Consider the following 22,919-nt stretch of genomic DNA (forward strand, 5'->3'; position numbering starts at 1 on the left):
CGAGGCGTGCGCGCAGGCCGCCGCCACGAGTCATTTGCGATAGCCCTGCCCTGAGGGGGAGGGCAAAAGGCGGCTTGCCTTGCCGCCCGCTATTTCGACGGTGGGCCAAGATCCAGCGGCGGCAGCTCGATCTGCGGCACCTCGATCTTGATCGTGTTGGGATCGATGTTGGTCTGCACGCCCTTATAGTGCATGACCATTGCAGGGAACGCGATCACCAGACCGACCATGATCATCTGGATGACGACGAACGGCACCGCACCCCAATAGATCTGGCCCGTGGTGACGGGGTCCATCCTCTTGCCGGTGACGCGATCGGTGTATCGCTCCTTCGGCGCAACCGACCGCAGATAGAACAGCGCGAAACCGAACGGCGGGTGCATGAACGAGGTCTGCATGTTGACGCCGAGGATGACGCCGAACCAGATCAGGTCGATGCCGAGGTGCTCGGCCGCAGGCCCGAGCAGCGGGATCACGATGAAGGCCAGCTCGAAGAAGTCGAGGAAGAAGGCCAGCACGAACACGAAGATGTTGACGAAGATCAGGAAGCCGACCTGGCCGCCGGGCAGGGAGGTGAGCAGGTGCTCGACCCAGACGTGCCCGTTGACGCCGTAGAAGGTCAGCGAGAACACGCGGGCCCCGACCAGGATGAACACGACGAAGGCCGACAGCTTGGCGGTCGATTCCGTGGCTTGTCGGATCAGGTCCCAGCTCAGCCGGCGCTTCGCGGCACCGAGGATGAGAGCACCGGCCGCACCCATCGCTCCGCCTTCGGTCGGCGTCGCGATGCCGATGAAGATCGTGCCAAGCACCAGGAAGATCAGGAACAGCGGCGGCACCATGACGAAGGTGGTCTGCTGGGCCATCTTCGAGAGGAAACGGAAGCCGGTGAGCTTATCGATGACCCAGTTCAGCACGGCGACGACGAACGCGAAGATGATGCCGTAGAACATGCTGAGCACGACATAGTCGGCGCCATGCACCTCCGAACCGCGCATCATGAACCATCCGAACACGCAGCTCGCGAGGAACAGCATGCCGAGGGAGAGAAGGCCGCGGCTGCCGCTCTCCTCGCGGAAGCCGATAGCCTCCTTTGGCAGGCCCGGCGTCGCCTTCGGGAAGATCATGCTGACGAGGAAGGCGTAGGAGGTATAGAGGCCGGCGAGCACGAGGCCCGGGATGAAGGCGCCCTCGTACATGTCACCGACCGACTTGCCGAGCTGGTCGGCCATCACGATCAGGACGAGCGAGGGCGGAATAATCTGGGCGAGCGTGCCGGACGCGGCGATGACGCCGGCGGCCACGCGGCGGTCATAGCCGTAGCGGAGCATGATCGGCAGCGAGATCAGACCCATCGAGATCACGGACGCCGCGACGACGCCCGTCGTCGCAGCGAGCAGCGCGCCGACGAAGATCACGGCATAGGCAAGGCCGCCGCGGACGGTGCCGAACAATTGGCCGATCGTGTCGAGCAGATCCTCGGCCATGCCCGACCGCTCCAGCACCAGTCCCATGAAGGTGAAGAAGGGAATGGCGAGCAGCGTGTCGTTGTTCATCACGCCGTAGACCCGCTCGGGGAGGGCCTGGAGGAAGTCCGGGCGGAATTCGCCGAGCTCGATGCCGACGATGGCGTAGAACAGGCCGACGGCGCCGAGCGAGAATGCCGCGGGATAGCCGAGCAGCAGCACGACGACCAGCGACGCGAACATGATGGGCGCCAGATTGGCGATGATGAATGCGGTCATGATTCCCCCTAAACCGTCGCCAACGGCTACTTCTTCTCGATCGCCTCGACGAGATGCTCGACTTCAGCCTCCAGCGCCGAGACCTGGGATTCATGCGGATCGGGCATCAGTCCGCGCATCACCGCGATCCGCTTGATCAGTTCGGAGATGCCTTGCACGAGGAGGAAAGCGAACCCGATCATGATCAGGGATTTGGTCGGCCATTGCGGCAGGCCGCCGGCGTTGCCGGACTGCTCGTTGATCTCGAACGAGCGCTCGAAGAACGGCACGCCGGTGACGATCATGACGATGCACAGCGGCATGAGAAAGAACAGGTGACCGATCACGTCGATCACGTTGCGGACCGTCTTCGGCAGCGCGTTGTTCACGATGTCGATGCGGATGTGCTCGTTGTCGAGCAATGTCCAGGGCGAGCAGAGCAGGAACACGATGCTGAACAGCACCCATTGCAGCTCGAGCCACGAATTGGAGGACGTGTCGAATGTCTTGCGGACGGTCGCATTCACTGCGGAGATGATGACGGCGGCCACGATCAGCCACGCCAGGCGTTTGCCCGTCCAGCGCGTGAACGCGTCAATCCTGCTGCTCAACTTTAGGAGCGCTTGCAACGATAGGTCCTCCCCCGATTGTGCCCCGGCCGTCTTGACTGCGCCGATCTGGGCGCGTGGCTTGTCTCGCCGCGCAGGCATGAGGCAGCCGCACCAAACCAGCGGGCGTGCCGCCAGTCAATCGGAAGTTTGTTGATAGTTAAGGGGAATAAGGCCGTAATCCGACGGTGTCAGCCGCCGGTGACGCTCATGTGCCTGCTGACACTGGGGCGGTCGTGGCGGCGGTCGATGATGAAATCGTGGCCCTTGGGCTTCAGCCCGATGGCGCGGTCGATCGCATCCGCAAGCAGCAGGTCGTCGCTCGATGCACGCAGAGGTTTGCGTAAGTCGGAGGCATCCTCGTGGCCGAGGCAGGTGTGCAGCGTTCCCGTGCAGGTGATGCGCACGCGGTTGCAGGATTCACAGAAATTATGGGTCATCGGCGTAATGAAGCCGAGCTTGCCGCCGGTCTCGGCGACGCTGACATATCGGGCCGGACCGCCTGTGCTCTCGGCCAGATCCGTCAGAGTGAATTGCTGGGCAAGACGCGCGCGCACCAGCGATAGCGGCAGATACTGATCGATCCGCCCCGAGCCGATCTCGCCCATCGGCATGACCTCGATCAGCGTCAGGCCCATGCCCTTGCCGTGGGCCCAGCGCATCAGTTCGGGCAGCTCGTCCTCGTTGAGGTTCTTCAGGGCGACGGCGTTGATCTTGACGGCAAGTCCTGCGGCGCGGGCGGCCTCGATGCCCTCGAGCACCTTGTCGATCTCGCCCCAGCGGGTGATCTCGCGAAACTTTTTGGGATCGAGCGTGTCGAGCGAGACGTTGATGCGGCGGACGCCGCAATCGGCGAGCTCGCGCGCGTGTTTTGCAAGCTGGGTGCCGTTGGTGGTCAGCGTCAGCTCGTTCAAAGCGCCGCTCGAAAGATGCCGCGACAGCGAGCGCACCAGCGTCATGACGTTGCGGCGGACCAGCGGCTCACCGCCGGTGAGCCGCAGCTTCTTCACCCCCTTGGCGATGAAGGCCGTGCAGAGCCGGTCAAGTTCCTCCAGCGTCAGGAGGTCGGCCTTCGGCAGGAACGTCATGTCTTCCGACATGCAGTAGAAGCAGCGCAGGTCGCAGCGGTCGGTGACCGAGACACGCAGATAGCTGATGGTCCGCCCGAACGGATCGGTCATCGCGCTCGACAGCGCGGCGCGGGGGCTCGCAGAAGGTCCGTTCATACCAAATGCCTTGTCACTTACGGCGACGGTGCACCTTTGCTTCAGCGGTGCCGTAAAAGCAATCTAAGCATCGGACGCGGCCAGGACAATCGATGGTGTGCACAGATCAGCGCTTGCCTGCATTCGGATCGGGGAACGGCGAGCCTGCTGCGGGTGCAGCATCGGCCGGCGCTGCGGCGGGCGCGGCTGGCTTCGGCTTCTTCGGTCGATGCGGCTTGCGGACGGGTTTCGGCGGCACCGCCGGCTGAAGTTCCGCAAACACCGGATTCGGATCGGTGGTGACGGAGGCGGGTGTGGTGAAATCGCCGGGATTTTTGACCACATTCACCGGCACGGACGTCGGCTGGTACTTGGGCAGGGCGAAAGCGACCGTGAACGGCGTGTCGGGCGCGGGAACCGAGACGGAGCAGGGGGTCTTGCAGCCCTGACCGAGTGAGGTGGTGGCGTCGGCACCGGGGGGATTGGATTCGAGCCGGACCTGGACGGTCGGCGGCGCCGATTTGAACATGTCCCAGGACATCGAGGAGCAGCCACCCAGGCTCACCCCCGCTAGCGCAATCGCGATGACACGACGCATGAACCATCCACTTCTACCGCGGCGAACCGCCACATCCCCGGGGCTGACCCTAGAAGTGTCGCCTGGGGCAGGCAATCGGCGCGCAGCACATAGATAATAAATGGTTAATGCAGGGTTCCGATAAATTACATAGTCTTATCAATAAGTTTCGAGGATGGAGTCGCCATCAAGCTGATGGCGGCTGCCGGCAGGTCGCGCATATGATGGATCAGCCGGTCCGGCTTCAACTCGGCGATCGGCACGTCGGTGTAGCCGAAGCTGACCCCGATCACGGGCACGCCGGCCCGACGGGCGACCCCGACGTCGGTTCCGGCATCGCCGACCATGATGCTGGCCTTCACGTCTCCGCCGGCGCGCGCAACGGTCTCCCGGAAAATGGTCGGATCGGGCTTCTGAACGCCAAACGTGTCCGCGCCGCAGATCGCCGCGAAGCGGCGGCTGAGGTCGAGCTGGTCCAGAAGCCGCTTCGACAGCCATTCGAGCTTGTTGGTGCAGACCGCGAGGCGATGGCCTCGCGCCGCAAACTGGTCGAGCGTCGCCTCGAGTCCCTCGAAAGGGCGGGATTCGACCGCGATATGCTCGGCGTAATAGGCGATGAAATCCGCGGTCATCCGGTCCATGTCTTTGGGGGTGACGGTGCGGCCCTCGGCCTCCAGCCCCCGCTCGATCAGCTTGCGGGCGCCAGCCCCGATCATGTTGCGGGCCGAGGCCATCGGCACGGGCGGCAGCCCTTCGCGGTCGAGCACGTAGTTCAGGGCGGTGATCAGGTCGGGCGCCGTATCCACAAGCGTGCCGTCGAGATCGAAGACGATGGTGTGAGGGCAAGTCTTTTTGAAGGAGGTCATGATCCAAGCGCTACCGGCCCGGTCGTATCCGCGCAAGGGGCGGGTACATAAGATCACCTTATAGGTCTGTTCCCGCAAGAAAAACGAGGCTACATAGGCCGCCGAAAGCGGCCGCCATCGGCGGCTCATCCCTGGGATTCAGAGGCGGGCGCACGTGAACATGGACCAGTTGAAGCGGCAGGCTGCTGCGCGCGCCCTCGAGGAGGTGCGCGACGGCATGCAGCTCGGGCTCGGCACCGGCTCGACTGCCAAACATTTCGTCGAGCTGCTCGGCGAGCGCGTCGCCGCCGGGCTCAAGGTGGTCGGCGTGCCGACCTCCGAGGCGACGCGCCTCGATGCGGTGCGCTGCGGCGTGCCGCTGACGACGTTGGATGAGATCGACCATCTCGACATCACCGTCGACGGCGCTGACGAGATCGATCCTGAGCTCAATCTGATCAAGGGCGGCGGCGGCGCGCTGCTGCGCGAGAAGATCGTGGCGGCCGCCTCCGATCGCATGATCGTGATTGCCGACGACACCAAATGGGTGCCGACGCTCGGCCGCTTTCCGTTGCCGGTCGAGGTCATCCCGTTCGGCCTCGGGGCGACGCGCCGGGCGATCGAAAAGGCATTTGCCGAATGCGGCGTTTCCGGGCAAATGGCGGTCCGCAAGGCCAAGGACGGGGACAAGGACGGCCACGTTTTCGTCACCGATGGCGGCCACTGGATCGTCGATGCCCAGCTCGGACGTATTGTGGATCCCCCCGGTCTCGCCAAGGCGTTGAGCGCTATCCCCGGGGTGGTCGAGCATGGCTTGTTCATCGGCTTGGCCAGCTCGGCCGTTCTGGCGGGCAGCGAAGGAATTCGCGTGATTGAACGGCGCAAGCCGAAAGGAGACCAGGAATGAAGAGCGTTTTGAAATTCTTGCCGGCCGCGACCCTCGCTGCGGGCTTGGCCCTCGCGGCCGTCCCGGCCGTGGCGCAGCAGGCGGCGGCCCCGAAGGCACCTGCGGCGCCGGCCCAGCCGAAGGCCTCGCCCGCCGCGATTGCGGCAGCCAGGGAGATATTGCAGATCAAGAACGCGACCGCGATGTATCAGGGCGCCGTGCCCGGCCTCGTCGAGAAGACCAAGATCGCGCTGACCCAGCAGAACCTGAACTATCAGAAGGACCTCAACGAGGTCGCGCCCATCGTGGCCCAGCAGCTCGCCGGTCGCCAGAACGAGATCGGCGAAGGCATGGCGCAAATCTATGCCAGCGAGTTCACCGAGCAGGAACTGAAGGATCTCGTCACCTTCTACAAGTCGCCGCTGGGCAAGAAGCTGATCGAGGCCGAACCACGCGCCATCGGGCTCAGCATGGCCTTCATGAACTCCTGGGCCCAGAACTTCTCCGAGACCGTGATGGGCGCCTTTCGTGCCGAGATGCGCAAGCGTGGCAAGGAGATCTGATCAATCCTATTTGATCAGAGATTGTTGAAAGTGGGCGGAGTGGACAATGGCTGAATTCGATGTCGACCTCTTCGTCATCGGCGGCGGCTCGGGCGGCGTGCGCGCCGCCCGCATCGCGGCCGGCTACGGCGCCCGCGTGATGATCGCGGAAGAGTACCGCATGGGCGGGACCTGCGTGATCCGAGGCTGCGTGCCGAAGAAGCTGTTCGTGATCGGCTCGCATTTTCGTCAGGAGCTCGAGGATGCCGCGGGCTTCGGCTGGACCGTTCCGTCCGCCGGCTTCGACTGGCCGACGCTGATCGCCAACAAGGACAAGGAGATCGCGCGGCTGGAGGCGGCCTACACCACCAATGTCGAGAAGTCGGGCGCGCAGATCGTCAAGAGCCGCGCGGTGATCGAAGACAAGCACACCGTCCGCCTGCTCGAGAACGACAAGAAGATCACCGCAAGATACATCCTGATCGCCACCGGCGGCGCGCCCAACCACGGCGCCTCGATTCCAGGCATCGAGCACGTGATCTCGTCCAACGAGGCGTTCCACCTCAAGGAGCTGCCGAAGCGGATCGTGATCCAGGGCGGCGGCTACATCGCGCTGGAATTCGCCGGCATCTTCGCCGGCTTCGGCTCCGACGTCACCGTGATCTATCGCGGCGACAACGTCCTTCGCGGTTTCGACGAGGATGTCCGGACCCATGTCCGCACCGAGATGGAGAAGCAGGGCATCACGATTCTCACCGGCTGCACGGTGACCAGGGTCGATCGCCACGGCGAGAGCTTCACCACCCATCTGTCGAACGGATCGAGCATTGGCTCCGAGCAGGTCATGTTCGCCATCGGCCGCCATCCCAATGTCGCCAATCTCGGGCTGGAGAAAGCCGGCGTCGCAATCAACCCGAACAATGGCGGCATCGCGGTCGACCATTTCTCCAGGAGCTCGGTCGACAGCATCTATGCGATCGGCGACGTCACCCACCGCTTCAACCTGACGCCGGTCGCGATCCGCGAGGGCCACGCCTTTGCCGACACCGTGTTCGGCAAGCGCGAGGTCAGGGTCGATCACGCCAACATCCCGACCGCCGTGTTCTCGCAGCCGGAGGTCGGCACGGTTGGTCTGACGGAAACCGAGGCGCGCGCGCAATTCAGCCGCGTCGACATCTACAAGACGACGTTCCGTCCGATCAAGGCGACGATGTCCGGCCGCGACACACGCGTGCTGATGAAGCTCGTGGTCGACGGCACGACCGATCGCGTGCTCGGCTGTCACATGGTCGGCGATGCCGCCGCCGAGATCACGCAAGCTGTCGCGATCGCGGTGAAGATGAAGGCGACCAAGGCCGATTTCGATGCGACCATCGCGCTGCATCCGACTGCGGCCGAAGAGCTCGTCACGATGCGCACGCCGACCGCGCGCCACGTGCGTCAGGCGGCGGAGTAAACTCGGCGCTCAGCCGTAGAGATACCCGACCGGCTTGCCCTCGGTGCGCAGGGGGCGGACGTCCTTGTGCGTGATGATCTGACCGGCGAGGCCGTCGATCTCGTCACGCTGCGTCGGCGTCCAGCTGCGCAGCTCGTTCATGCCCTTGAGCAGGCCGAGCCGCAGGACCTGCGTGTTTTCGCCGACACCCGTGAGGCTGATGGAATTCCTGCCCGCCGTCACCACGTCGCCGGCCGACAGTTCGAAGCTCTCGCCGGTCTTTCTCTTGAACTCGGCCGTGCCGCGAATGACGCGATAGATCACGACATTGCCCTTGGCGAAACAAGCGGGGTCCGCGGCGCTCGACGTGCTCTTCGGCAGCAGCGACTGACCGCGCGGGTCGGTCGCGATGATGTGGCCAGTGACGAGATGGCCGCTCGGAATCTCGATGCCGATATCGCGCACGTGGACCGGCATGGCCGATTTGACCGAGCCATCGGTGAGCGGCCTGAACAGCGCATCCAGCGTCAGCGGATCCTGAAGCCAGAAGCCGGCATCGGCCGGCCGGTCATGCAGAGGGTGGCTCCAGGCCACGCGCGGCGTCTCGGCCTCGTCGATCTGATCCGGACCGACGATCGTCGGGTTCGGAAACGTCGTCGGATCTGTGATGAAGGCTTCGAGGAATTTACCGGAATAGCCCATCGAGATCGGATCGGGCACCACGGTCTGCGGCGTCTTCAAATTCTCTTCGGTCGGCAGTCCCGACCAGGTGTAGAAGAGCTGGCGGTGGACGATCGCGCTTTGCAGCATCACCGCGCCGGGGCCGACATTGTAGAAGCGCCCGTCATAGTCGAAGGTGAACGCGCCCGAGGTGACCAGGACGAGCTGAAAGCCGCCCGGCGGAAGATGAAGGTGGAAATCCGTGGGGCCGGTGTCGGGCCGATAGATCGGTAGATTGGTCGCGACCTCGTGCAGCAGGAAGGTCTCGTTGTTGGCGTGAAAGCCTTCGTTGGCGCGGTTGTAGAGGGCCTGCGGCCGGTACGTCGCCTCGAATTTCGCATCCCGGTCGCGGTCGATCGCCACGAAGTCCTGATCGTTGAGACGCAGCCGCGCGCCGTTCGGATGGGTGAGGCCGGCAAATTTGAGATCTCCGGCAGCATGCACGTTCATGGCATTCTCCGATCTGGGGCCGTCCATCCCGGAGCTGGGCGCACGCAACTTTCCGCTCTCTATCGTGGCCGGGCTGGGAATGGGCCAGATGCTGTCTTGCGAATTTTGGGCCAGTCCCTGCGCGGTGCGCGTACAGACTCGCCAGCCGCACGCGGCGCGTAAGAAAAGCGAGATTGCACCAGAGGTTAGACAACGGGTTCGCCAACCTGCCCGACCTTTCCGTGCAGGTGCGCAAGTTCGGTGGAGCGACCTATCCTGTCTAATTTGTCGGCAGGTTCTGCAGGGCATGCAGCCGTGCAGCTCGCGGCGTCAACAAGCAAATGCCCGGCGGCTCAGTGTCTCAAGCCGTTCATTCGAACGACTGACGGACGCTCCGCCCGGGTTTGCCGAACGGGCTATCCGCCCACTTCGCCATGTCCAGCGCGCGGGCATCGAGGCCTTCACACCAGAGGCAGATCGGTTCCGCGCGGCCTTTGGCCGTCAGCACCGGGACGAGCGCGTGGCCGCAGCCGGTGCAGGATGTGATGCGGTTCATACGCTCCTCCGCGATCGTCGAATTCAGGAATGGCATTTTCGTTGCCGAAGCTTGCGCGGGCGCTATGACGGCACACTGCGCGCCATCCGGAGCGCTCGTTCCCGAGATCGTAGCACTTCATCGTGACACGACCGCGAAGTCACCGGAGGGGCGCGCGACTGCTCAACCAAACATGGCAACATGGCCGATGCGGCGGCTGGTCGCAGTCATCTCGCCTTGATTCCGACAGAGCCATCTTTATCTCTGGGCGGAACAAGAATCCGGGCCCCTCTGGCGAGGACGCCGACGATGTCGGCAAACCTCGTGATGTCGGATGACCTGTCCCGCGCGAATGCGATGGATCGGCCGATCGTCGGGCCTTTGTTCGTTCTCTCCGACTATTCGTCCCGATCGCAGCTCCGTGCGGCCATTTCGCAAGCTAAGGGAGCTACGATGTCTGACGCCAAAACCTCCAATCCGACCGACATCGAGATCACGGAGCCGTCCAGCCTGAACGAGCAGGCTGCGGTCGCTCTGGTGATCGTGGGCGCGCTGGTTGCGGTTGCCGACCGGCGCGTCTCGCCGGTCGAGCGTGATGAGGTGATCCGTTTCATCAGGGACCGCAAGCTGGCGCCTCACATTTCGGACGAACGGCTCTATGCGATGTTCGATGAACTCGCCGAACGGCTCGAGGAGCCGGATTTTGCCAACGTCGTGATCGACACGCTGCGGCCGGTTTCGAACCTGCCGCTCTCGTCCCATCTGATGGAGCTGTCGGAGCGCGTTGCTGCCGCAGATGAGGACGTACATCCCCACGAAGTCCAGGCGATCAAGTTGTTGCGCTTGCTGACGCTGGTGCTGCCGCGCGCGAAGCCGGTCGTGCCCAGTGCAGCGGGCGCCGAGCTGCAGGTCGCCCTGAAGGAGTAAGCATGAGCGCAGTTTCGGACGAGCGTACCAAGGAAGCCGAGGGCACCACCGGCGAGATCGCCGGTGGTGATCCGCGCCTGGCCAAGCTCGTCGACCGGCTGCCGCCGCGCATGGGCGACACCTTCACCTATCTGCTCAAGCCGTCCAGCCGCTGGGTCAGGATCCCCTCGGGCACGCTGCTGATCGCCGGCGGTGTGCTATCCTTCCTGCCGCTGCTCGGCGTCTGGATGCTGCCGCTCGGCCTCGCGCTGCTCGCCGAGGACGTACCTGCGCTGCGCTCCTCCCGGTCGAAGGTCTTCGACTGGATCGAACGCCGCAAGCCGCATTGGCTCGATCCGTCGGTATCGAAAAATGACGAGACATGACTGAATTCATCACAGCCGAAGCGCTGACCGCGCTGTTTCAAGTCGTCCTGATTGATCTCGTGCTCGCCGGCGACAACGCCGTCGTCATCGGCCTCGCCGCGGCGGGCCTGCCGGCGCAGCAGCGCCGCCGCGCCATCATCGTCGGCATCGCCGCCGCCACGGCGCTCCGTATCGTCTTCGCGGGCGTTGCCACCCAGCTCCTGCAGGTGATCGGCCTGCTGCTCGCCGGCGGCGTGCTGCTGCTCTGGGTGTGCTGGAAGATGTGGCGCGAGCTGCGCGGGCAGGCTGCGCATTCGGAGCAGCTCGCGTTCAGCCATGGCAACGGCGCGGATGCTGCGCCTGTACAGCGAAAGACCTTCGGCCAGGCGGCGGTGCAGATCGTCGCCGCCGACGTCTCGATGTCGCTCGACAACGTGCTCGCAGTCGCGGGCGCCGCGCGCGAGCATCCCTACATCCTCGCCTTCGGCCTGTTGCTGTCGGTCGCTATGATGGGCGTCGCCGCCGATCTGCTCGGCCGCGTGCTCCAGAAGCAGCGCTGGGTCGCCTATGTCGGCCTCGCGATCATTATTTACGTCGCCTTCGAGATGATCTATCGGGGCTCGCTCGAGCTCGCGCCTGTCATCGCGAGTCTCTGAGACGCATTCCTGTCTGCAATCCGGAGTGATCAATGACGTCCGAACCCCAGGCACCTTCGGCGCCGACCGCGCCGCAGCCGCCGATCGGCCTGTTTCCGAAACTGATCTTCGGCTCGCGCTGGCTGCAATTGCCGCTCTATATCGGCCTCATCGTCGCACAGGCCGTCTATGTGCTGCTGTTCCTGAAGGAGCTCTGGCACCTGGTCGTACATTCGTTCGACGCCAGCGAGCAGCAGATCATGTTGGTCGTGCTCGGGCTGATCGACGTCGTGATGATCTCGAATCTGCTGGTGATGGTGATCGTCGGCGGCTACGAGACCTTCGTCTCCCGCCTGAACCTGAGCGGGCATCCCGATGAGCCGGAATGGCTCAGTCACGTCAATGCCAGCGTGCTCAAGATCAAACTCGCAATGGCAATCATCGGCATTTCGTCGATCTCGCTGCTCAGGACCTTCATCGAGGCCGGCAATCTCGGCACCAACCGCAGCAATTTCACCGAGGGCGGCGTGATGTGGCAGGTCCTGATCCACCTGACCTTCATCATCTCGGCGATCGGCATCGCCTGGGTCGACCGCCTCAGCGAGAGCGGCCATCGCAAGGAGGAGGCTGGCCACGGCGGCTGAACCCGGCCGCCTGAGACCTCCCGAGCGGCCAATACTGGAGCCCGCCTGATCATCCGATCCGGCGGGCTCGTCGAGATCGATAAAGTTGTCGGCAATCCGTTCAGCAGCGGCAAATGCTGCTGACAAGAAGCTCGGCGCCTTAAACCAGGCCTTTGCAACCATCCTGCATCCTGCCCGCAAAAGGGCAGGGCTATTGACATGTCAATCGTGAGGGAGGTCGTTGCTGCGGTCGCGGGAGTCTACGCGCTCCTGCTCGTCTGCGACGTATTGTTCGGCGTCGGCGAGGCGCGCTTCGACGACGCCTACTACCGCGCCAGCTTCTACGCGCCGCGGCCGAGGGAGTTTCGTTTTGCGAGCAACACGCCGCCGGCCGTGCGCGTCAGCGACGCCTTCGCGCAGTTCGCACCTGGCGACGCCAAGCCGAACAGGCGCTACTCGTCGCTGACGACGATCATCCGCTGACGGTTAGTCACTCACCTCTGCTCGGGCGCCGCGGTGTCGCCGGGATGTTGCCCCGCGCGTTGCGGAATGAGCGACAGGCATGCCACCATGAGCGCCGCGATCACAAGTGAGGCGAGCGGTCGGCTCAATGACAGCCCGCCGTGGTCGAGCGGCTTATCCAGGAAGTCGCCGACAGTCGCGCCAAGTGGGCGAGTCAGAATAAACGCTACCCAGAAAAGCACTACGCGCGATACTCGCGTCCCGAAGTAGAGGGCTACGACGACTAGGAGCCCGGCTGCAAAGATCAGCGCACCGCCGCGGTAACCCATGTTGCCGGTGTCGGCGATCCAGTCGCCGAGCGCGGTGCCGAGCGTCTGGGAAAAGGTGATCGCCCCCCAGTAGAACGCCTCTATGCGCGGAGTACTGACGCTGTCGACCGAGATCGTTCCCTCGGTGCGATACCAAAGGCCGAGCACCAGCATGAGGCAGGTGAGCAGCAGCGTCGAGCCGCCCATGTATCCAATGCCAAGGGAACGATCGGCGAAATCGGCCATCGTGGTGCCGAAGGTGGTCGATGCGACGATCGTGCCCCAGTACAGTGCCGGATGGAATTTGTTGGCACGGATTTGCGCTGCGACAAGGACGATCATGGCCACCAGGAACAGGCAGGTGCCGGCAAGGTAACCCCAGTTCAGCGTCATCGTGACGGTGTCGCCGCCAGTCTCACCCAGCGTCGTCGCTGCGATCTTGATGATCCAGAAGCCAAGCGTGACTTCCGGAACCTTGCTCTCCCTGATGATGTTGTTTCTCGTAAGGTCTTCCATGATATCCTCGTTGCGGCGTCAGCTGCGGATGTCCGTGGCTGGCGGGATGCGGTGCGGGTGGGATCAGGTCTTGGCCACGCCATCCATGGTCGCGAGCAGATTGGCAATCGCTTGCTTGCACTTTGCAGCATCCGGCGTGCTCGCGCGTAGCTCCTCCAGCGCGCGGTCGATCGCCTTGTCCACGGTGTGCCATTCGCTTGCTGCGCGCGGCTTCAGTCCGGCTTCGGCCTCGTCCCATTTGGTCTCAAGGTCCCTGATGCGGGTCTTGGCGCCCGGAAGGTCGCCCTTGTCGACCAGCGCGGCGACGTCGACGACGATGCTGCGGAACGGCGTGAGGTCGCCAAGCTTTGCGGTGGCGGCTTCCGCAAGCGGCACGAAAGTGAAGTTCTGGGTCGCGTGTATGCGCGGCTCTCCGGCAAAGCTCGTCACCAGAAGGACGGCGACAGCGGTAATGAACTTCATGATGTGGTTTCTCCTGGTGATGCTCCTGCGTCCATGCAGGAGGCATTGAGGTCGGCGATTGGAGTTACTGCGGCGCATCGGCACGGCGCGCGCCGTCGCCTTCGAACGCGACCCAGGCGACAAGGCCAACGATCACGGTCAGGAAGACGATGCTCGTCTGGATCGTCCCGAGGCCCAGGCCGCCGTACTCGCGCGACTGCGACAAGAGATCGCCGAGCGAGGCGCCGAGCGGGCGGGTAAGGATGTAGGCAAGCCAGAAGGTGAGGACGGGATTCGCGCCCATGTAGTAAGTCATCATCACCGCCGTGATCAGCATGCCAAATGCGGCGACGCCGAGTTGGAAGCCGAGGCCAAGCGCTTCGGTGGCAAGATCCCCCGCAGCGGTGCCGAGCGCGAAGGTGAATAGGATCGCGGTCCAGTAGAATAGTTCGCGCCGCGTCGTCACGATGCTGTGGATCGACAACGTACGTTCGACGCCGTGCCAAGCCGCAAAGGTGGCCGCGAGCGCGCCGGCGAAGGCGGCGGTGCTGATGTAGAGACTGATCTCGAGCTTGTCGGTGAGGAGGTCCGTGAGCTGCGTGCCAACCACGCTGACAAGAACGACGGTGAGCCAATAGAACCACGGAACACAGGCGCGGCGACTGAGCTGAAACAGCAGTGCGGCGACGAGCAGACTGCTCGTGCAGATCGCGGTCAGGCCGGCGCCGAGGCCGACATGCACGGCAAGATAGTCGGCGCCGGTCTCGCCGACGGTGGTTGAAAGGATCTTGATGACCCAGAAGATCGCAGTGACCTCGGGAACCTTGTTCAGCATTCGTCTTGCGCCCAAGCCTGAATGTTGCGACACGCCAAAATCTCCCAAAGCGAAGCGATGTAAGGTCGTAATGCAGGCGACTTAGGCCTGGCTTAGGGGATCGGAAATTTCGAGACGGGGAGGGCTTCGCCGCAATTCGGGCCCGCTGGCGGTTGCTAACTGTGTGCTAAGTCGGCACCGGCATGATTTCGGCGGCCGGATGGCCCTGTGGTTTTGAGGATCGAATTTTGCGCGTGTTGCTGATCGAGGATGACAGGATGGTCGGTGCCGCTGTCGAGCAGGCGTTGAAGGACGCTGCCTATGCCGTCGACTGGGTGAGGGATGGCGAAACTGCACTGCTTGCCGCCGCGAGCGAGTTCTACGAGGTGCTGCTGCTTGATCTCGGCTTGCCGAACATGGATGGCCGCGCCATCCTGCGGCGGCTGCGGTTCGGCGGTCGCAAGATTCCGATCATCATCGTGACCGCACGCGATGCCATCGACGACAGGATTGAAGGCCTCGATCTTGGCGCGGACGATTATTTGGTGAAGCCGTTCGAGATCCGCGAATTGTTGGCGCGGATGCGCGCGGTCACGCGCCGCGAGGCCAGCGGTTCGCCGGCACAGCTCGGCAATGGTAAGCTCACTCTCGATCCTGCGAGTCGAAAGGCATCGTACCTGACAAAATCCGCGGTGCTCACGGCGCGCGAATTCGCATTGCTACAGGCGTTGCTATCGCGTCCCGGCGCAATCCTCGCGCGCAGCGAGTTGGAGCGGCAGATCTACGGTTGGAATGACGAGGTTGTGAGCAACGCGATCGAATTCCTGATCCACGCGGTACGCAAGAAGCTCGGAGCCGACGCGATCCGCAACGTACGCGGCGTCGGTTGGATGGTGGATCGCCCATGATTACGTCCTTGCGGGGCCGTCTATTCGCAGGCCTCACCGCGATCATTCTGCTGACTGGAATCATCGGTGGCCTGTTCGCCCATCGCTGGGCCTTCAACGAGGCCATCGAGATGCAGGATTCCGTTCTGATCCAGATCGCCGGCCTCGTGCAGACGGGTAGCCTTGCCGGCGGCCGAGATCTGCATGGCGTGGACGAGGACGCCGAGGTATGGCTGATCGACCAGGCTGCAACGGCGCACGATACTGAGTACGAGTCACGACTGTGGAAGCTCAAGGACGGCTTCGCGCTGGCGACTCGAAAGGGGCAGCCGATTCGTGTGCTAATGCAGACGCGGCACGACGGGACGAGGTTCGCGGTGGCGCAGCGCACTTCGATGCGCGACGAGATCGCGAGCGACATGGCATTTCGCACGGTGCTGCCGATTGCGGCACTCATCCCCTGTCTGCTGTTGGTAACTGCGATCGTCGTCGCGCGCTCGCTGCAACCGGTGGTGCGTCTTGCTGGTGATCTCGATGGACGGCGCGCTGACGACATGACGCCTCTGCCGACCGGGCAGATGCCGAGTGAGTTGCATCCTTTCATCGCCTCGATCAACGGGCTGTTACAAAGAATGCGTGGCCTGATGGAGCAGCAGCGGAGCTTTGTGGCTGATGCTGCGCACGAATTGCGCACGCCGATCGCGGCGCTGAGCCTGCAGGTCGAGAATCTTGACCCGGTCGATCTGCCTCTGCGTGCGCGTGATCGCGTTGCTGCGCTCCGGCAGGGCGTCGGTCGAATCAGGCATCTGCTCGACCAACTGCTCGCGCTGGCAAGAGAGGAAGCGGGAAAAGCTGACGCCGCGACAATGCCTGTCGTGAAGCTGGACGATATTGCGAAGGAGGTCGTCGCTGAACTGCTGCCCGAGGCGACCAATCGCGGCGTTGATCTTGGCTTTGCCCACGTCGATTCCGCCATGGTCCGCGGTGACCCCATGATGATTGCGGCCGTGGTCCGCAACCTCCTCGACAATGCGATGCGCTTCACACCGCGGAACGGTCGTATCGATGCATACGTCTACCGGGGCAGCGATGCCGCGATCCTCCAAATCGACGACTGCGGGCCCGGCGTTGCCGCAGACGAGATCGGCCGCATCTTCGAGCCGTTCTTCCGTGGGCAGCGTCCGGAAGGCGATGGCTCCGGGCTTGGGCTCTCGATCGTCAAGCGGATTGTCGACCGGCTGGGCGGAGCGATTGAAGCTGTGAATCTCGCAGAAGGCGGGCTCACTGGATTGCGCGTTCTGATCAGGTTGCCCGCGGCAAATTTCTGATCTCATTCCCTCTGGATCCATTCCGCGACGCCGCGCCAGAGCGTGTCGCGGTGCTCGGGGCGGAAGAAGCCGAAATGGCCGATCGCCCTGGCGCCGACGTCGGACGGCTTTACCGTCAGCACCTCGGGCATAGTCGCGGTGAATCCGCTCGCGAGCAGCTCGACGGCAGGCCGCGTCGCCCAGGGATCGTCGGAGAAGCACAGCGCGCGCAGTTCACCCTTGAACCTGGCAAAATTCTCCAGCGCCGGCAGGTTTGAATCGAAGAGATAGCGGGGGCTCGAGACCCACTCGGTCCATTGCAGGAAGACGCCCTTGGGCAGATCCTCGCCGACGCCGGCCCAGCCCGGCGCGTAGCCCAGCGCGTAGCCCAGCGCGTGGGCCAGGGGTACCCCAATCAGCTTCATGAAAACGAAGACGCGGTATTTTTCCGGAGAGGTCATCAACCGCCACGTCGCCGCCTGCGAGGCCACGAACGCGGCGCGCGAGACCTCGCTGTTGTTCGCAATCAGTCCGAGCGCCTGGCCGCCGAAGGAATGGCCGACATAGGCAAGCGGCAAGGCGCTATAGCGCTCGCGCATCCAGTCGACCGCGGCGGTGACGTCGAGTGCGGCCCAGTCCGACATCGAGGCCTTGAAGCCGGCCAGCGATTTCGGCCGGTTGTAGCCGACCATCGCCGGCAGCCGGGAGCCGCCGATGCCGCGATAGTCGTAGGTCAGCACCGCGCAACCGCGATGGGCGAGGTAGGAGGCAAAGCCCCGATAGATTTTTCGCGGGACGGCGGTGGCCGAATTGATCAGCACGGCATGGCGCTTGGCGCCGCGCGGCAGGAACAGGGTGCCGGCGAGCGTATAGCCGTCGGTCGCCGGGAGGCTGATCTCGTCGATGAAAACGTCGTCCAGTACCGCGTCCATGGGCGGTCGGTATCCCGTCAGTTTCTTTGCCGGCCCAAGCAAATGCGAATTCGGCTTTGCCCGCAAGGGTTTGCAATGCGAAACGGATTTACAACTGGCGGTCCTTTGCCAGCCTGTGTATAAGGCGGCCCTCGCAACCCACAGATCAGGTTGTGCTTTTTGCTTCACGGAGAGATTTCGATGTCCGAGCGGTGGACGCCCGAGTCCTGGCGCAGCAAGCCGGTGCTACAGGTGCCCGATTATCCCGACGCCAAGGCCCTGGCCGACGTCGAGGCGCAGCTTGCGACTTTTCCGCCGCTGGTGTTCGCGGGCGAGGCACGCAATCTGAAGAAGGCGCTGGGCCGCGTTGCGGCCGGCGAGGCATTTCTGCTCCAGGGCGGCGATTGCGCCGAGAGCTTTGCCGAGCACGGCGCCAACAACATCCGCGACTTCTTCCGGGTGCTGCTGCAGATGGCGGTGGTGCTGACCTATGCCGGCGCGGTGCCGGTGGTGAAGGTCGGCCGCATCGCCGGCCAATTCGCAAAACCGCGGTCATCGCCGACCGAGAAGGTGAACGATGTCGAGTTGCCGAGCTATCGCGGCGACATCGTCAACGACATCGCCTTCACCAGGGAAGCGCGCGTGCCGGATCCGCAGCGCCAGCTGATGGCCTATCGCCAGTCGGCGGCGACGCTGAACCTGCTCCGCGCCTTCGCCACCGGCGGCTTCGCCAATCTCGGCAGCGTGCATCAATGGATGCTCGGCTTCCTGAAGGATAGTCCGCAGTCCCGCCGCTACAAGGAGCTGGCCGACCGCATCTCGGACGCGCTCAACTTCATGCGCGCCTGCGGCCTCGATCTCGAGAGCCATCCCGAACTGCGCGCCACCGATTTCTACACCAGCCACGAGGCGCTGCTGCTCGGCTACGAGCAGGCCTTGACCCGCGTCGATTCCACGACCGGCGACTGGTACGCGACCTCGGGCCACATGATCTGGATCGGCGACCGAACCCGCCAGCTCGATCACGGTCATGTCGAATATTTCCGCGGCATCAAGAACCCGATCGGGCTCAAGTGCGGCCCGTCGCTCAAACCGGACGAACTCCTGAAGCTCATCGACGTGCTCAACCCCGACAACGAGCCGGGCCGGTTGACGCTGATCGGCCGCTTCGGCTCGGACAAGGTCGGCGAGCACCTGCCGAACATGATCCGTGCCGTGAAGCGCGAGGGGCGGGTGGTGGTCTGGTCGTGCGATCCCATGCACGGCAACACGATCACCTCCACGTCGGGCTACAAGACGCGGCCGTTCGATCGCATCCTGTCCGAAGTGAAGTCGTTCTTCGCGATCCACGCCGCCGAAGGCACCCATGCCGGCGGCGTGCATCTGGAAATGACGGGCCAGGACGTCACCGAATGCCTCGGCGGGGCCCGCGCGATCACCGACGAGGATCTCAACGACCGCTACCACACGGTCTGCGATCCTCGCCTCAACGCCGAGCAATCGATCGACATGGCTTTCCTGGTCGCGGAGCTCCTCAAGCAGGAACGCGCCGGCAAAGCCCAGCCGATGCCGGTCGCAGCGGGGCTCTAAGACCTTGCTGCGGATCTGGAAGGCCACGATCAATTCCCGTAACGGTCTGGCCTTTGCGTTCCAATCGGAGCAGGCCATCCGCGAGGAGATCTTTGCGCTCCTGCTGTCGGTGCCGCTCGCCTGGTTCATCGGCGCGACCGCGATGCGCGCCGTCGAGCTGATCTGTGCCGTCGCGTTCGTGCTGGTCGTCGAGCTGCTCAATACCGCGATCGAAAAGCTGGCCGACCGCCTGACCATGGACCACGACAAGCAGATCGGCCGGGTCAAGGACATGGGCTCGGCCGCGGTCGGCGTGGCGCTGCTGATGGCCGGCGCGTTCTGGATCTTTGCCGTCGTCGAGCGGTTGGGTTTCGTCTAACGCAGATCGAACAGGGGCGGCCATGACCGAACGTCTCAACGCATTCGCGGTCACGCTCGCCCAGCTCAATCCGACCATGGGCGACATCGAGGGCAATGCCGCCAAGGTGCGGGCCGCGCGGGTGCAGGCGATCGCCGACGGCGCCGATCTCGTGCTGTTTCCGGAATTGTTCATCGCCGGCTATCCGCCGGAAGACCTGGTGCAGAAGCCGGCCTTCCAGGCGGCCTGCCGCGCCGCGATCGAAGCGCTGGCGCGCGAGACCGCCGCTGGCGGGCCGGCCATGCTGGTCGGCACGCCCTGGGTCGAGGAGGGCAGGCTCTACAATGCCTGCGCGCTGCTCGACGGCGGCCGCATCGCGAGCTTGCGCTTCAAGTGCAATCTGCCGAATTACGGCGTGTTCGACGAGAAGCGGCTGTTTTCGCGCGGCCCTGCCGCCGGTCCGGTCACGGTGCGCGGCGTGCGCATCGGCGTGCCGATCTGCGAGGACATCTGGCTGGAGGAATCCGAGGATTACGAGAACGTGGTCGAAACGCTGGCGGAGACCGGCGCCGAGATCATCCTCGTGCCGAACGGCTCGCCCTACGCCCGCGACAAGAACGACGTGCGCCTGTCGGTTGCGGTGGCGCGCGTCACCGAGAGCGGGCTGCCGCTGGTCTATCTGAACCAGGTCTGCGGCCAGGACGAACTGGTGTTCGACGGCGCCTCCTTCGCGCTCAACGGCGATCTTTCGCTCGCGGCGCAACTGCCGGCCTTCGAGGAGAGCATCGCGACGCTGCGCTTCACCAGAAACGGCGACGACTGGCGCTGCGCGGGGCCGATCGCCGAGCAGCCCGAGGGCGACAAGGCAGACTACGCCGCCTGCGTGCTGGGCCTGCGCGACTACGTCGCCAAGAACGGCTTTCCAGGCGTGCTGCTCGGCATTTCCGGCGGCATCGATTCGGCGCTGTGCGCGGCGATCGCGGTCGACGCGCTCGGTGCCGACCAGGTGCATGGCGTGATGCTGCCTTATCGCTACACGGCTGCACACTCGATCGCCGACGCCGGCGAGCTCGCCGGCCATCTCGGCATCCGCTACGAGGTCTTGCCGATCGCGGAGGCCGTGAGCGGCTTCGAGACCATCCTGTCCGGCATCTTCAAGAATCTGCCGCCCGATATCACCGAGGAAAATCTCCAGGCCCGCACGCGCGGCACGCTGCTGATGGCGATCTCCAACAAGACCGGCCTCATGGTGGTGACCACAGGCAACAAGTCGGAGATGTCGGTCGGCTATGCCACGCTCTATGGCGACATGAATGGCGGCTTCAACCCGATCAAGGACATCTACAAGACGCAGGTGTTTCGCCTGGCGCGCCTGCGCAATTCCTGGAAGCCGGAAGGCGCGCTCGGCCCAGCCGGCGAGGTCATTCCCCCCGACATCATCGCGCGGCCGCCGACCGCGGAGCTGCGCGAGAACCAGACCGACCAGGATTCGCTGCCGCCCTATGACGTGCTCGATGCCATCCTGGAGCGCCTGGTCGAGCGCGAGCAGCCGCTGGACCAGATCATCGCCGCCGGCTTCGACCGCGAGATCGTCACCCGAATCGATCATCTGCTCAACGTCGCCGAATACAAGCGCCGCCAGGCCGCCCCCGGCGTGAAAGTGACGGCCAGGAATTTCGGCCGCGACCGTCGCTATCCCATCACCAACCGCTTCCGCGACAGGGGCGAGCCGTTCCCTGTGCCTGACGAGACGCTGGTGTCGCGCGGCAGCCGGGCGTCGATCGACGCGTTCGAGGGGTAGGGCAGGCTTGCGGATTATCTCTTTCGTACCCGCGAGCGAGATGGGTGTTATTCTGTCCTCGCCCCTTGCGGGAGAGGGCGGCGCTGCTGTCGAAACGGACTCATTCGGGTGAGGGTTTTATCCGCGTACTCTCATGCACGCATCTGCGTGCGGACAGAACCCCTCATTTGGCGCTTCGCGCCACCTTCTCCCGCAAGGGGAGGAGGAACGCTGGAGCCGATATATCTCATCCTATTTGGGCGAGGACCTATTTCTGCTGTTGCGGCAGGAACGTGGGACCGACCGAGCGGATCGGCTTGTTCTCGGAGCTGGCGGCGGGGCCCGTGTCCGCGGGCGGCGTTGCGGGCGGCGCATTCGCCGTCGTCGGCGCCGGAGCTGCGCCCTTCTTCGCGTTCGCAGGCGTGCCCCTGTTGAGCCGCTGCTGCTGCATCTTCTTGGCGCTCTCCTCGGTGACGATGATGTCACCCTGCTGCTCGGCCGCGGCCTTGTCGTCTACCGATTTCAGCGCATCCGCCCAGGTCTGTCCCGCCGCCTTGCAGGAGCAGGACGGGTTGAACTCGCTGCGGAATTTGAACGCGGTCGGCAGCGCGGTGTAGGGCTGGCCGCCGATCGAGACCGCCGAGTTCATGTCTTCGCCGGGATTGCGATGGGTATAGAGCACGGCTTCGGCCGCCGGGCACAGCGCCTTGCAGGTCTTCTCGTCGTCGGCGAAGCGCGCCGGCACGGTCGCAAACGAGATCGGGAAATAGGCGCCGTCGCAGGTGCGCACGCACACGGTGCGGTAGGTGCCGGATTGTGGCCCGAGATCGGAGGGCGGCACGCCTTGCGGATTGTTCGGGTTGTTGCCGCCGCCGAACAGATTGCTCAGGAAGTTGCCGCCGCCTTGCGATTGCGCGGCGTTGGCATATTGCGGGCCGCAATTGTTCTGCGCCAGCGCGATCAGCACCGAGCGGCGCTGGTTGTCGTGCTCCGGGCTGAAGCCGCCGCTGCCGGCGCGCAGGCGCTCGAGACTGGCGGTGATCTGGTCCAGATTGGCGCGCATCTGCTGGATCTGGGTGTTGACCGGGCCGCATTGCGCCGACCGGCCGTTGAACAGCGAGAAGAAGCCGGAGGAATCGCAGCCCATGCGCTTGGCCTGCATGGTGACGCGGTCGAGCTCGGCCTGCTGCTTGGCCTGGGAATCCTGATAGCGGCGGATCTGGTCCTCGCGCGCGGGGTCACCGCCACCGCCACGATCGAGCGCGGCGAGCTGGCCTTCCAGTCGCACGCACATCGGGTTCGGTCCGAGCCCGTTCTGGCCGGGCTGAGGCGGCGGCCCGGGCGGGCCCGCCTGCGCGAAGGCGCCATGAGCAAGCACGACCGTGCTCAAGAGCATGGTGCAGGCAAGGAGGAAGCGGGCACGGGGCAGGGACAACAATTCAGGCATATCCGCCATTCTAGCGAGGTCACGGCCCAATGTGACGTTCCAAGTGGCTTTGGGGGGCCGAAGCGCGCCCTCCCATAGCCGCTT

Annotated in this window: 25 protein-coding genes; 13 read left to right on the forward strand and 12 right to left on the reverse strand. The window is 64.4% G+C overall.

What is annotated here, in order from left to right:
• Nucleotides 1-89: 89 nt before the first annotated feature.
• The 5 genes from XH87_RS16240 to XH87_RS16260 form a co-directional block, all read right to left on the reverse strand.
• The gene (locus XH87_RS16240) at nucleotides 90-1,745 is read right to left on the reverse strand and encodes a TRAP transporter large permease (RefSeq protein WP_035701518.1); all 1,656 of its coding nucleotides are present in this window, start codon (nucleotides 1,743-1,745) and stop codon (nucleotides 90-92) included.
• 26 nt (nucleotides 1,746-1,771) lie between these two features.
• Nucleotides 1,772-2,353 (reverse strand): TRAP transporter small permease subunit, encoded by a 582-nt coding sequence (locus tag XH87_RS16245; RefSeq protein ID WP_271588058.1) that lies wholly within the window; start codon nucleotides 2,351-2,353, stop codon nucleotides 1,772-1,774.
• Nucleotides 2,354-2,523: 170 nt separating this feature from the next.
• Nucleotides 2,524-3,558, reverse strand: a complete 1,035-nt coding sequence (gene moaA, locus XH87_RS16250; protein ID WP_271588059.1) for a GTP 3',8-cyclase MoaA — start codon at nucleotides 3,556-3,558, stop codon at nucleotides 2,524-2,526.
• A gap of 106 nt (nucleotides 3,559-3,664) precedes the next feature.
• Nucleotides 3,665-4,135, reverse strand: coding sequence for a hypothetical protein (locus XH87_RS16255; RefSeq protein WP_035701511.1), 471 nt, complete (start codon nucleotides 4,133-4,135; stop codon nucleotides 3,665-3,667).
• A gap of 125 nt (nucleotides 4,136-4,260) precedes the next feature.
• Nucleotides 4,261-4,980: an HAD family hydrolase gene (locus XH87_RS16260; RefSeq protein WP_271588336.1), complete on the reverse strand. Its 720-nt coding sequence runs from the start codon at nucleotides 4,978-4,980 to the stop codon at nucleotides 4,261-4,263.
• Nucleotides 4,981-5,134: 154 nt separating this feature from the next.
• On the opposite strand from XH87_RS16260, the gene rpiA reads away from it, so the two are divergent.
• Genes rpiA through gor form a run of 3 tightly spaced genes read left to right on the forward strand, consistent with a single transcriptional unit; the run spans nucleotide 5,135 to nucleotide 7,843 of the window.
• Nucleotides 5,135-5,866: a ribose-5-phosphate isomerase RpiA gene (rpiA, locus tag XH87_RS16265; RefSeq protein ID WP_271588060.1), complete on the forward strand. Its 732-nt coding sequence runs from the start codon at nucleotides 5,135-5,137 to the stop codon at nucleotides 5,864-5,866.
• Complete coding sequence (locus XH87_RS16270; RefSeq protein WP_271588061.1) at nucleotides 5,863-6,408, forward strand: DUF2059 domain-containing protein; 546 nt, start codon at nucleotides 5,863-5,865, stop codon at nucleotides 6,406-6,408. Before rpiA ends, XH87_RS16270 begins: the two co-directional genes overlap by 4 nt.
• Before the next feature lie 46 nt (nucleotides 6,409-6,454).
• A complete protein-coding gene (gor, locus tag XH87_RS16275; RefSeq protein WP_271588062.1) occupies nucleotides 6,455-7,843 on the forward strand; it encodes a glutathione-disulfide reductase in 1,389 nt (462 codons plus the stop codon).
• 9 nt (nucleotides 7,844-7,852) lie between these two features.
• On the opposite strand, the gene XH87_RS16280 is transcribed toward gor, so the two are convergent.
• Together XH87_RS16280 and XH87_RS16285 are read right to left on the reverse strand one after the other, a co-directional pair.
• Complete coding sequence (locus XH87_RS16280) at nucleotides 7,853-8,992, reverse strand: hypothetical protein (protein ID WP_271588063.1); 1,140 nt, start codon at nucleotides 8,990-8,992, stop codon at nucleotides 7,853-7,855.
• Between the two features lie 349 nt (nucleotides 8,993-9,341).
• Entirely contained in the window at nucleotides 9,342-9,527 is a 186-nt protein-coding gene (locus tag XH87_RS16285) for a hypothetical protein (RefSeq protein WP_271588064.1), read from the reverse strand.
• A 432-nt stretch (nucleotides 9,528-9,959) separates the two neighbouring features.
• Between XH87_RS16285 and XH87_RS16290 the strand changes: the two genes are divergently transcribed.
• The 5 genes from XH87_RS16290 (at nucleotide 9,960) to XH87_RS16310 (ending at nucleotide 12,518) form a co-directional block, all read left to right on the forward strand.
• Complete coding sequence (locus tag XH87_RS16290; protein WP_271588065.1) at nucleotides 9,960-10,433, forward strand: TerB family tellurite resistance protein; 474 nt, start codon at nucleotides 9,960-9,962, stop codon at nucleotides 10,431-10,433.
• A gap of 2 nt (nucleotides 10,434-10,435) precedes the next feature.
• Nucleotides 10,436-10,798 (forward strand): hypothetical protein, encoded by a 363-nt coding sequence (locus XH87_RS16295; RefSeq protein ID WP_271588066.1) that lies wholly within the window; start codon nucleotides 10,436-10,438, stop codon nucleotides 10,796-10,798.
• Nucleotides 10,795-11,433 carry a TerC family protein gene (locus XH87_RS16300; protein WP_271524221.1) on the forward strand — a complete coding sequence of 213 codons (639 nt, stop codon included), beginning with the start codon at nucleotides 10,795-10,797 and terminating at the stop codon, nucleotides 11,431-11,433. Before XH87_RS16295 ends, XH87_RS16300 begins: the two co-directional genes overlap by 4 nt.
• Before the next feature lie 32 nt (nucleotides 11,434-11,465).
• Nucleotides 11,466-12,056: a TIGR00645 family protein gene (locus XH87_RS16305; RefSeq protein WP_271588067.1), complete on the forward strand. Its 591-nt coding sequence runs from the start codon at nucleotides 11,466-11,468 to the stop codon at nucleotides 12,054-12,056.
• Nucleotides 12,057-12,254: 198 nt separating this feature from the next.
• Nucleotides 12,255-12,518 carry a hypothetical protein gene (locus tag XH87_RS16310; RefSeq protein WP_271524225.1) on the forward strand — a complete coding sequence of 88 codons (264 nt, stop codon included), beginning with the start codon at nucleotides 12,255-12,257 and terminating at the stop codon, nucleotides 12,516-12,518.
• 11 nt (nucleotides 12,519-12,529) lie between these two features.
• Here the strand turns inward: XH87_RS16310 and XH87_RS16315 are convergent, their stop codons facing one another.
• The 3 genes from XH87_RS16315 to XH87_RS16325 form a co-directional block, all read right to left on the reverse strand.
• Entirely contained in the window at nucleotides 12,530-13,321 is a 792-nt protein-coding gene (locus XH87_RS16315; protein ID WP_271588068.1) for a COG4705 family protein, read from the reverse strand.
• Between the two features lie 63 nt (nucleotides 13,322-13,384).
• A complete protein-coding gene (locus tag XH87_RS16320; RefSeq protein WP_271588069.1) occupies nucleotides 13,385-13,783 on the reverse strand; it encodes a hypothetical protein in 399 nt (132 codons plus the stop codon).
• Between the two features lie 64 nt (nucleotides 13,784-13,847).
• Complete coding sequence (locus XH87_RS16325; RefSeq protein ID WP_271588070.1) at nucleotides 13,848-14,597, reverse strand: COG4705 family protein; 750 nt, start codon at nucleotides 14,595-14,597, stop codon at nucleotides 13,848-13,850.
• A gap of 182 nt (nucleotides 14,598-14,779) precedes the next feature.
• Between XH87_RS16325 and XH87_RS16330 the strand changes: the two genes are divergently transcribed.
• Nucleotides 14,780-15,484: a response regulator gene (locus tag XH87_RS16330; RefSeq protein WP_442868279.1), complete on the forward strand. Its 705-nt coding sequence runs from the start codon at nucleotides 14,780-14,782 to the stop codon at nucleotides 15,482-15,484.
• Complete coding sequence (locus XH87_RS16335; RefSeq protein WP_271588072.1) at nucleotides 15,463-16,791, forward strand: ATP-binding protein; 1,329 nt, start codon at nucleotides 15,463-15,465, stop codon at nucleotides 16,789-16,791. The genes XH87_RS16330 and XH87_RS16335 overlap by 22 nt, the downstream gene beginning before the upstream one ends.
• A gap of 2 nt (nucleotides 16,792-16,793) precedes the next feature.
• Here the strand turns inward: XH87_RS16335 and XH87_RS16340 are convergent, their stop codons facing one another.
• Nucleotides 16,794-17,702 carry an alpha/beta hydrolase family protein gene (locus XH87_RS16340; RefSeq protein WP_271588073.1) on the reverse strand — a complete coding sequence of 303 codons (909 nt, stop codon included), beginning with the start codon at nucleotides 17,700-17,702 and terminating at the stop codon, nucleotides 16,794-16,796.
• A 180-nt stretch (nucleotides 17,703-17,882) separates the two neighbouring features.
• Between XH87_RS16340 and XH87_RS16345 the strand changes: the two genes are divergently transcribed.
• Genes XH87_RS16345 through XH87_RS16355 form a run of 3 tightly spaced genes read left to right on the forward strand, consistent with a single transcriptional unit; the run spans nucleotide 17,883 to nucleotide 21,409 of the window.
• Complete coding sequence (locus XH87_RS16345) at nucleotides 17,883-19,271, forward strand: class II 3-deoxy-7-phosphoheptulonate synthase (RefSeq protein ID WP_035701452.1); 1,389 nt, start codon at nucleotides 17,883-17,885, stop codon at nucleotides 19,269-19,271.
• A 4-nt stretch (nucleotides 19,272-19,275) separates the two neighbouring features.
• Nucleotides 19,276-19,629, forward strand: a complete 354-nt coding sequence (locus XH87_RS16350; protein ID WP_035701449.1) for a diacylglycerol kinase — start codon at nucleotides 19,276-19,278, stop codon at nucleotides 19,627-19,629.
• A gap of 22 nt (nucleotides 19,630-19,651) precedes the next feature.
• Nucleotides 19,652-21,409, forward strand: coding sequence for an NAD+ synthase (locus XH87_RS16355; protein ID WP_271588074.1), 1,758 nt, complete (start codon nucleotides 19,652-19,654; stop codon nucleotides 21,407-21,409).
• 247 nt (nucleotides 21,410-21,656) lie between these two features.
• Here the strand turns inward: XH87_RS16355 and XH87_RS16360 are convergent, their stop codons facing one another.
• The gene (locus XH87_RS16360) at nucleotides 21,657-22,844 is read right to left on the reverse strand and encodes a DUF2865 domain-containing protein (protein ID WP_158668741.1); all 1,188 of its coding nucleotides are present in this window, start codon (nucleotides 22,842-22,844) and stop codon (nucleotides 21,657-21,659) included.
• Nucleotides 22,845-22,919 lie beyond the last annotated feature (75 nt).

The sequence above is a fragment of the Bradyrhizobium sp. CCBAU 53415 genome (assembly GCF_028128735.1).
Classification (GTDB): Bacteria; Pseudomonadota; Alphaproteobacteria; order Rhizobiales; family Xanthobacteraceae; genus Bradyrhizobium.

Bases quoted from the DNA above. Each gene is read 5' to 3' on its own strand.
- XH87_RS16255 (WP_035701511.1), bottom strand. From the start codon at position 4,135: ATGCGTCGTGTCATCGCGATTGCGCTAGCGGGGGTGAGCCTGGGTGGC.
- XH87_RS16310 (WP_271524225.1), top strand. From the start codon at position 12,255: ATGTCAATCGTGAGGGAGGTCGTTGCTGCGGTCGCGGGAGTCTACGCG.
- XH87_RS16270 (WP_271588061.1), top strand. From the start codon at position 5,863: ATGAAGAGCGTTTTGAAATTCTTGCCGGCCGCGACCCTCGCTGCGGGC.
- XH87_RS16285 (WP_271588064.1), bottom strand. From the start codon at position 9,527: ATGAACCGCATCACATCCTGCACCGGCTGCGGCCACGCGCTCGTCCCG.
- XH87_RS16330 (WP_442868279.1), top strand. From the start codon at position 14,780: ATGATTTCGGCGGCCGGATGGCCCTGTGGTTTTGAGGATCGAATTTTG.
- gor (WP_271588062.1), top strand. From the start codon at position 6,455: ATGGCTGAATTCGATGTCGACCTCTTCGTCATCGGCGGCGGCTCGGGC.
- XH87_RS16280 (WP_271588063.1), bottom strand. From the start codon at position 8,992: ATGAACGTGCATGCTGCCGGAGATCTCAAATTTGCCGGCCTCACCCAT.
- XH87_RS16325 (WP_271588070.1), bottom strand. From the start codon at position 14,597: ATGCTGAACAAGGTTCCCGAGGTCACTGCGATCTTCTGGGTCATCAAG.
- XH87_RS16345 (WP_035701452.1), top strand. From the start codon at position 17,883: ATGTCCGAGCGGTGGACGCCCGAGTCCTGGCGCAGCAAGCCGGTGCTA.
- XH87_RS16320 (WP_271588069.1), bottom strand. From the start codon at position 13,783: ATGAAGTTCATTACCGCTGTCGCCGTCCTTCTGGTGACGAGCTTTGCC.
- moaA (WP_271588059.1), bottom strand. From the start codon at position 3,558: ATGAACGGACCTTCTGCGAGCCCCCGCGCCGCGCTGTCGAGCGCGATG.
- XH87_RS16340 (WP_271588073.1), bottom strand. From the start codon at position 17,702: ATGGACGCGGTACTGGACGACGTTTTCATCGACGAGATCAGCCTCCCG.
- XH87_RS16260 (WP_271588336.1), bottom strand. From the start codon at position 4,980: ATGACCTCCTTCAAAAAGACTTGCCCTCACACCATCGTCTTCGATCTC.
- XH87_RS16360 (WP_158668741.1), bottom strand. From the start codon at position 22,844: ATGGCGGATATGCCTGAATTGTTGTCCCTGCCCCGTGCCCGCTTCCTC.
- XH87_RS16300 (WP_271524221.1), top strand. From the start codon at position 10,795: ATGACTGAATTCATCACAGCCGAAGCGCTGACCGCGCTGTTTCAAGTC.
- XH87_RS16240 (WP_035701518.1), bottom strand. From the start codon at position 1,745: ATGACCGCATTCATCATCGCCAATCTGGCGCCCATCATGTTCGCGTCG.
- XH87_RS16355 (WP_271588074.1), top strand. From the start codon at position 19,652: ATGACCGAACGTCTCAACGCATTCGCGGTCACGCTCGCCCAGCTCAAT.
- XH87_RS16305 (WP_271588067.1), top strand. From the start codon at position 11,466: ATGACGTCCGAACCCCAGGCACCTTCGGCGCCGACCGCGCCGCAGCCG.
- XH87_RS16290 (WP_271588065.1), top strand. From the start codon at position 9,960: ATGTCTGACGCCAAAACCTCCAATCCGACCGACATCGAGATCACGGAG.
- XH87_RS16315 (WP_271588068.1), bottom strand. From the start codon at position 13,321: ATGGAAGACCTTACGAGAAACAACATCATCAGGGAGAGCAAGGTTCCG.
- XH87_RS16295 (WP_271588066.1), top strand. From the start codon at position 10,436: ATGAGCGCAGTTTCGGACGAGCGTACCAAGGAAGCCGAGGGCACCACC.